The following is a 7,731-nucleotide window of genomic DNA, read 5'->3' as shown; positions in this document are numbered from 1 at the left end:
AGGCACCCACCACCTCTGCAACCTCATCAGCACCACAATCACGCACCCCGAATATCTACCGATACGCAGACAACCCAGGTGAAAACGACCTCTGATGAGCCGTTGTACAAGTCGTGACCGTACCGGTCGGTCGCCAACGCTGATCACCTCGTCACGAGAGCCCTGCCGTCGGATCGGCGCCGCGACGACGGACGCCCCTCCCCATGGCACCAGTTGCACGCCTCGGGGCACAGTCCCTGAACAGGTGATCCGTCCGGGCCGAGACGGGCCGGACGCCCCGTGAGGCGCGTCGGCGCCCGACAAGGCCGCCGCGTCGTCCTGGCCCTGGACCGGCCGGGTGAACGCCGGGGAGTCACCGCGCCGCCGACACGGCGGCCGCGTCCGCACGGTCGTCGTCCATGTCGCTCTGCACCGTGCCGGACGTCAGATGGCCGGCCAGTCCGAGGAGCAGGAAGAGCCAGACCAGCACCTGCGCTCCCGTGCTCAGGGGAAGCGGCCGGGTGGCGGACTGCGCCTGGGCTCCGGCGGGAGCGGGGGCGTCGCCCAGGATTCCCTTCGGGTACACGGGCGTCAGCATCATGACGTAGGCGGACAGCCTCATCCGGTACCGGACGACGGCCGCCGTGGCGCCGAAGACCGGCTCGGGCAGGCGCCCCAGGACGATGCCGATCAGCCAGAACACCCAGCTGATCGCGAACCAGCCGGACTGCGCCAGACTGCTGACGATCGCGGCCGGGATCATCAGGATGAGCCGGAAGAACACCGCCAGGCGGTTGAGCGGGGTACTGCGCAACTCGATCCGCACCGGATGGTCGGGGGCCTCGAAGGCGAACGGCGGGTAGCGGTCGACGAGCAGCGTGGCGCTGGCCGAGACCCGTGTCTGATAGGCGAGTACCGAGCCGAGGAACGACGCGATCGGCTCGGGCAGCCGGCCCAGGACCAGGGCGCTGAACCAGCCCGCGATCGTGACGAAGAAGGCGGCGAGCGAGAGCAGGAAGACGACGACGAACTGCGGGACGAGCAGCAGCCAGCGCAGCAGCACCGTCCAGCGGCGCTGCCGCCCCGGCGGGGGCACGTCCAGGGGCGGACGCCACTCGCCTTCCTCGTCGTAGGCCGAAGAACGAGGTTCCCAACCGGTCGCCATGGACGCCTCCTCCTCCTGGTTGCCAAGGTCATCTCGATGGTGTCGCGGCCGGCCGGTCCCCGCACGGGGACATAGGCCACCAGGACCAGCGTCCACCACCGCGGTGGTTGACCGATCGAGCCACGACGTCGTAGTTTCAGGCGCACCCACTCGTGAGCTGATGGAAGGAGGCGACGTCGGATGTCGACCGTCTCCGCGCAGATTCGCCTCGCTCACGAGATCGCCTGGGCTCCCGGCCGCGTGGCACACGGCTGCTAGCAGCCCCTTTCCCGGCGCGCCCGATTGCGGCCCCGGGTTTCTCCCGATTTCTGTCACTGCCTGCGGCACGCCGCTGCGTGCCGATGCGCGCGCTCCGAGTCATCGAGCCGCGCCATCGAACGAGGAAGCTCCTGACATGACTACTGGGACGAACACATCGACCTCGCGCCGAAACGGAGGCCTGCCATGGTAGAGGCGCGGATCACGGTCAACGGGAACGGAACACCGATTTCACCGGCTGCGCCCCACACCACCGTGCTGGACTTCCTGCGGGAGCGTGGCCTCACCGGGACCAAGGAGGGCTGCGCCGAGGGTGAATGCGGCGCCTGTTCGGTCCTGGTGGCGCGCCCCGGGGTGAACAAGCCCACGGACTGGGTGGCGGTCAACGCGTGCCTGGTCCCGGTCGCGGCGCTCGACGGTCAGGAGGTCGTCACCTCCGAAGGTCTCGCCACCGCCCGCGAGCCCGGCGTGCCGCCCACTCTGCATCCGGTGCAGGAGGAGATGGCCGTCCGCGGCGGATCCCAATGCGGTTACTGCACACCGGGGTTCATCTGCAGCATGGCCTCCGAGTACTACCGGCCGGACCGCTGCGCGAGCGCCGGCGCGCACGTGGCCTCGGACAGAGGAGCGGACGCGGCCGGAGCCGAGGGCGCCGGCGCCGAGCTCGGCCCGAACGGATTCGATCTGCACGCCCTCAGCGGCAACCTGTGCCGCTGCACCGGCTACCGCCCGATTCGCGACGCCGCGTTCGCCGTCGGTGCGCCCACCGAGGACGACCCGCTGGCCCGGCGTCGCGAGCAGTCCCCGCCCGAACCGGTCGCCACCGAGTACACCCGGGACGACAGCACGTTCCTGCGGCCCGGCACCCTGGCCGACGCGCTGCGTGTACTGGGCGAGAGGCCCGGCGCGGTGGTCGTCGCGGGAAGCACCGACTGGGGCGTGGAGGTGAACATCCGTTCCCGAAGGGCGGATTGCGTGGTGGCCGTCGACCGGTTGCCCGAACTGCGGGAGCTGCGCGTCGAATCCGACTCCGTCGTGATCGGGGCGGCCCTGACGCTGACGGAGATCGAGCGCCGTCTCGACGGCAGGGTCCCGCTCCTGGCCGAGCTGTTCCCGCAGTTCGCGTCACGGCTCATCCGCAACAGCGCGACCCTCGGCGGCAATCTCGGCACCGGCTCACCCATCGGTGACACGCCGCCGGTGCTGCTCGCGCTGGAGGCGTCGGTGGTGCTCGCCGGCGCCGCCGGTGAGCGGGAAGTACCGCTCGCGGAGTACTTCACCGGCTACCGGCAGAGCGTGCGCCGTCCCGGGGAGCTGATCCGGGCCGTACGCATCCCGCTGCCCCTCTCGCCGGTCACGGCCTTCCACAAGATCGCCAAGCGTCGTTTCGACGACATCTCCAGCGTGGCCGTCGCCTTCGCGCTCGACATCGAGGACGGGTTCGTACGCAAGGCGCGCATCGGCCTCGGCGGCGTGGCCGCCACCCCGATCCGCGCCCTCGCCGCGGAGGCGGCCCTGGAGGGCAGGCCCTGGACGACGGAGCGTGCCGAGGCCGCGGCCCAAGTGCTGCGGGCCCAGGGCACCCCGATGGACGATCACCGTGCCAGCGCCGAGTACCGCTCCGCGATGCTCGGCCAGAGCCTGCTCAAGCTGTACGCACAGACCACCGAGGCGGTGTCGTCATGAGTCATCTGTCCGAACGCCCCCACAAGCCGGTCGTCGGCGTCTCGCTGCCGCACGAGAGCGCCGGCCTGCACGTCACGGGCGCCGCTCTCTACACCGACGACCTGGTCTCCCGTACCAAGGACGTGCTGCACGCCTACCCGGTGCAGGTCATGAAGGCCCACGGCAGGATCACCGCGCTCCGTACCGAGCCCGCGCTCGCCGTACCCGGTGTGGTGCGCGTGCTGACCGTCGCCGACGTGCCCGGCGTCAACGACGCCGGGATGAAGCACGACGAACCGCTCTTCCCCGACGAGGTGATGTTCCACGGCCACGCGGTCGCCTGGGTACTCGGCGAGACGCTGGAGGCGGCCCGGCTCGGTGCGGCGGCCGTCGAGGTGGAGCTCGACGAGCGGCCTTCCCTGATCACGCTGCAGGACGCCATCGCGGCCGGCAGTTTCCACGGCGCACGGCCCGTCATGCTGACCGGCGACGTCGACGCCGGCTTCGCCGACTCGGCGCACGTGTTCACCGGGGAGTTCCAGTTCTCCGATCAGGAGCACTTCTATCTCGAGACGCACGCGGCGCTGGCCCTCGTCGACGAGAACGGGCAGGTGTTCGTCCAGAGCAGCACCCAGCATCCCTCGGAGACACAGGAGATCGTCGCGCACGTGCTCGGCCTGCACAGTCACGAGGTGACGGTGCAGTGCCTGCGCATGGGGGGCGGCTTCGGCGGCAAGGAGATGCAGCCGCACGGCTTCGCGGCCGTCGCCGCGCTCGGTGCCAGGCTGACCGGTCGGCCGGTCCGGGTGCGGCTCAACCGGACCCAGGATCTGACCATGTCCGGCAAGCGGCACGGGTTCCACGCCCGGTGGAGGATCGGCTTCGACGCCGAGGGCCGCATCCAGGCGCTGGACGCCACCCTCACCGCGGACGGCGGCTGGAGCCTGGACCTGTCCGAGCCGGTGGTGGCCCGCGCGATGTGCCACATCGACAACACCTACTGGATTCCCCACGTGCGCGTGGCGGGTCGCATCGCCAGGACCAACAAGGTCTCCAACACCGCCTTCCGGGGCTTCGGCGGGCCGCAGGGCATGCTGGTGATCGAGGACATCCTGGGCAGGTGCGCGCCGCTGCTCGGCCTGGACCCGACGGAGCTGCGGGAGCGCAACTTCTACCGTCCGGGGCAGGGGCAGACGACGCCGTACGGACAGCCGGTCACGCAGGCCGAGCGGATCTCCGTCGTCTGGAACCAGGTTCAGGACGACGCCGGTGTCGCCGACCGCCGGCGGGAGATCGCGGCGTTCAACGCCGCGCACGTGCACACCAAGCGGGCGCTCGCGATCACCGGCATCAAGTTCGGCATCTCGTTCAACCTCACCGCCTTCAACCAGGCCGGGGCGCTGGTGCTGATCTACAAGGACGGCTCGGTCCTGATCAACCACGGCGGCACCGAGATGGGCCAGGGCCTGCACACCAAGATGCTGCAGGTGGCCGCGACCACGCTGGGCATCCCGCTGCACAGGGTGCGGCTGGCCCCCACGCGTACCGACAAGGTGCCCAACACCTCCGCCACGGCCGCCAGTTCCGGTGCCGACCTCAACGGTGCGGCGGTGAAGAACGCCTGCGAGCAGCTGCGCGAGCGGCTGCTGCGGGTGGCCGGCACCCAACTGGGCGCGAACGCCTCGGACGTGCGCATCGCCGAGGGCGTCGCACGCGTCCTCGGCAGCGACAGGGAGCTGGCCTGGGACGACCTGGTGCGCACGGCGTACTTCCAGCGGATCCAGCTTTCGGCGGCGGGCTTCTACCGCACCGAGGGACTGCACTGGGACGCGACGTCGTTCCGGGGCTCGCCGTTCAAGTACTTCTCCTACGGCGCCGCGGTGGCCGAGGTGGAGGTGGACGGCTTCACCGGCGCGTACCGCATCCGCCGGGTGGACATCGTGCACGACGTCGGCGACAGTCTGTCCCCCATGATCGACATCGGCCAGGTGGAGGGCGGCTTCGTCCAGGGCGCGGGCTGGCTGACGCTCGAGGACCTGCGCTGGGACGCCGGAGAGGGACCGAACCGCGGTCGGCTGCAGACCCAGGCCGCGAGCACCTACAAGCTGCCGAGCTTCTCGGAGATGCCCGAGGAGTTCAACGTCAGGCTGCTGGAGAACGCCACCGAGGAGGGCGCGGTCTACGGCTCCAAGGCGGTGGGCGAGCCTCCGCTGATGCTGGCGTTCTCCGTACGCGAGGCACTGCGGCAGGCCGCCGCGTCGTTCGGGCCGGCCGGGATCAGCGTGGAACTCGCCTCCCCGGCGACGCCGGAGGCGGTGTACTGGGCCATCGAGGCCGCGCGCGGCGGCACGGCCGGCGGCGGCCGTGAGATCCCCGCCGACGCGACGTCGTTGAGCAATGCCTGACATGACATGGGTCGCCGCGGTCGCCCGGTTGCGGGCCCGCCGGGAGACCGGTGTGCTCGTGACCGTCGCCACCGTGCGCGGCCACGCACCACGCAAGGCCGGTGCCAAACTCGTCGTGGGCCGGACCGAGACCTGGGGTTCGATCGGCGGCGGCAACATCGAGGCCGTCGCGATCGACCGGGCCCGCGAGCTGATCGGCGCGCCCGACGCGGAGCCGGAGCTGATGGACTTCGCCCTCAACGACAAGGTCGTCGGCCGACACGGCGTGCAGTGCTGCGGCGGAGCCGTCAGCGTGCTGCTGGAACCGCTGCCGCAGGTCCCGGCGGTGGCGGTCTTCGGCATCGGACACGTCGGCCTTGAGCTGGCCCGCATCCTGGCCCGTCACGACCTCGATCTGCACATGATCGACACCCGTCCCGACATGCTCACCGGCGAACGGCTCGGTGTGCTCGCGGATGCGGTGGCACAGATCCATGTGCATCGCACGCTGCTGCTTCCCGAGGAGGTGCTCGCGGAACTCCCTCCCGGCACCCACGTCCTGATCATGACCCATGACCACGCCGAGGACGCGGCGCTGTGCGACGCCGCGCTGCGCACCGACGGTCTCGGCCCGATCGGGCTGATCGGTTCGGCCGCCAAGTGGGCACGGTTCCGGCAGCGTCTGGCCACCGAGGGCGGCCACGACGACGCCGCCATCGACCGGATCAGGACCCCGATCGGAATCGCCGAGATCACGGGCAAGGAACCCGCCACGATCGCGGTCGCCGTCGCGGCGGACCTGCTGCGCGCGTTCGAGCAGGACCGGCGGAGTCACACGGCTCGGGAGATCAGGACCGTTCAGGAGGACGCGTGACCCTTGCTGCCGGGTCGCCGTGCTCTCGAGCCGGGCCGAGTCCTACCCGGGTGCGGCTGTGGACACCGCGGCCCGGCCTCGTGCCGTCGTGCCACGCCCGCTCGGATGCCATTCGGTGAGCAGGATGGTGGCGTCGTCGCGCAGCTTGTGGCCCTGGTGCTGACGCAGGCCCTGGATCAGGCGCCGGAGGGCTTCGGGGGCCGGATCACCGGCCGCGGTGGCACGGATGACGGTATCGACCAGCCGTTCCTCGCCGTACAGATCCCCGTCGGGCGAGCGGGCGTCGGTCACCCCGTCGCTGTAGAGGAGGATCCGGTCCCCGGGCTGGAGGCGCTGGGAGTGTTCGGTGGGCGGTGATTCGGTGACGAATCCCCACCCGAGCGGCAGGTCCGGCTCCCGGGCCAGTACCTGCGGCAGAACCCGTCCCTGGCGAATGAGCAAGGGCGGCGGATGTCCGCAGTTGATCCAGCTCAGTCGCCCGTCGGAGGTGTCCAGGTGGGCGACGACGGCGGTCATGAGCCGGTCGATGAACCAATGCTCCAGGATCTTGTCGATCGCGGTGACGATGTCGGTCAGCGAACCGCTGGAGCGGCGGGTCGCGCGGCAGGCGGCGAGCCCGGCGGCGCTGGCTCCGCCCGAGGCGAGGTCGTGGCCCATGGAGTCCATGACGGTCAGATGGAGGCCGCGGTCGTCCAGGCTGTGGTCGAAGGTGTCGCCGCCGATGTCGTACGCGGGCTCCATCACCGCCGAGGAGGTCACGTCCGCCGTGCCGATGGTCCGCGGGGGCAGGAAGGCCCACAGCAGTTCCGCCTGCACCGTCATCGCCCGCATGCGCTCGGCCTCGACCAACAGGTCGCTGTGGGACGACTTCGACACCACGAGCAGAGCCGCCACCCCGGCGAGCGTCTCGCTGCGTCTGAGCAGGGCGTCCCCCAGCGAGGACGCCGTCACCATCAGGACGCCGAGGCGCTCGATTCCGTCGATCATCGGCAGCCAGGCGGTGCCGCCGTCCCTCGACCGCTGCACCTGCTGCGTACGGTAGGCCAGGCCCGCGAGTGAACTGTCGATGTCGACGATCTCCTGCCGCACGGCACCCGGCTGGGGCAGTGCGACCAGCCGGATCTGCTGCAGGTCCGCCACGTACATGGCTGTCCCCTTCAGCCCCATGTCCCGGCCGGCGTCGTCGATGAGGCCCGCGAGTTCCCGTCCGGACAGCAGGTGGGAGCGGCTCAACAGATCGGCCAGCACTTCCTCGTACGTCGACACACGACCTCCGCGGCTCTCCTCAGGACGTCTCGCGGGGCGGCGGCAGGGAACGGCCCGTGGCTCTCAGGCTACGCAGACCCTCCGGTGATCGCCTCCTCACGGGCAGGGCGGTACGGCGGAGGGCCCGGGCTCGTCGAGCC

5 protein-coding genes are annotated in these 7,731 nt (G+C 70.8%); 3 read left to right on the top strand and 2 right to left on the bottom strand.

Annotated elements, in window-relative coordinates:
• Positions 1–352: 352 nt before the first annotated feature.
• Positions 353–1,144, bottom strand: coding sequence for a DUF4389 domain-containing protein (locus tag ACFUJR_RS38250; protein WP_383180071.1), 792 nt, complete (start codon positions 1,142–1,144; stop codon positions 353–355).
• A 444-nt stretch (positions 1,145–1,588) separates the two neighbouring features.
• Here ACFUJR_RS38250 and ACFUJR_RS38245 point away from each other — a divergent pair, with 444 nt between their 5' ends.
• The 3 genes from ACFUJR_RS38245 to xdhC are packed head-to-tail and all read left to right on the top strand — an operon-like array spanning position 1,589 to position 6,325.
• On the top strand, positions 1,589–3,088 hold the full coding sequence (locus ACFUJR_RS38245; RefSeq protein ID WP_383180074.1) for a xanthine dehydrogenase small subunit: 1,500 nt from the start codon (positions 1,589–1,591) through the stop codon (positions 3,086–3,088).
• Positions 3,085–5,472 (top strand): xanthine dehydrogenase molybdopterin binding subunit, encoded by a 2,388-nt coding sequence (xdhB, locus tag ACFUJR_RS38240; protein ID WP_383180077.1) that lies wholly within the window; start codon positions 3,085–3,087, stop codon positions 5,470–5,472. The genes ACFUJR_RS38245 and xdhB overlap by 4 nt, the downstream gene beginning before the upstream one ends.
• Before the next feature lies 1 nt (position 5,473).
• Positions 5,474–6,325, top strand: coding sequence for a xanthine dehydrogenase accessory protein XdhC (gene xdhC / locus ACFUJR_RS38235; RefSeq protein WP_383180083.1), 852 nt, complete (start codon positions 5,474–5,476; stop codon positions 6,323–6,325).
• A gap of 42 nt (positions 6,326–6,367) precedes the next feature.
• On the opposite strand, the gene ACFUJR_RS38230 is transcribed toward xdhC, so the two are convergent.
• On the bottom strand, positions 6,368–7,591 hold the full coding sequence (locus ACFUJR_RS38230; RefSeq protein ID WP_383180080.1) for a PP2C family protein-serine/threonine phosphatase: 1,224 nt from the start codon (positions 7,589–7,591) through the stop codon (positions 6,368–6,370).
• Between the last annotated feature and the right edge of the window lie 140 nt (positions 7,592–7,731).

The sequence above is a fragment of the Streptomyces sp. NPDC057271 genome, from assembly GCF_042668715.1.
Lineage (GTDB): Bacteria > Actinomycetota > Actinomycetes > Streptomycetales > Streptomycetaceae > Streptomyces.
The sequence above is the reverse complement of the archived record's forward strand: the minus strand, read 5'-3'. Positions and strand labels throughout refer to the sequence as shown.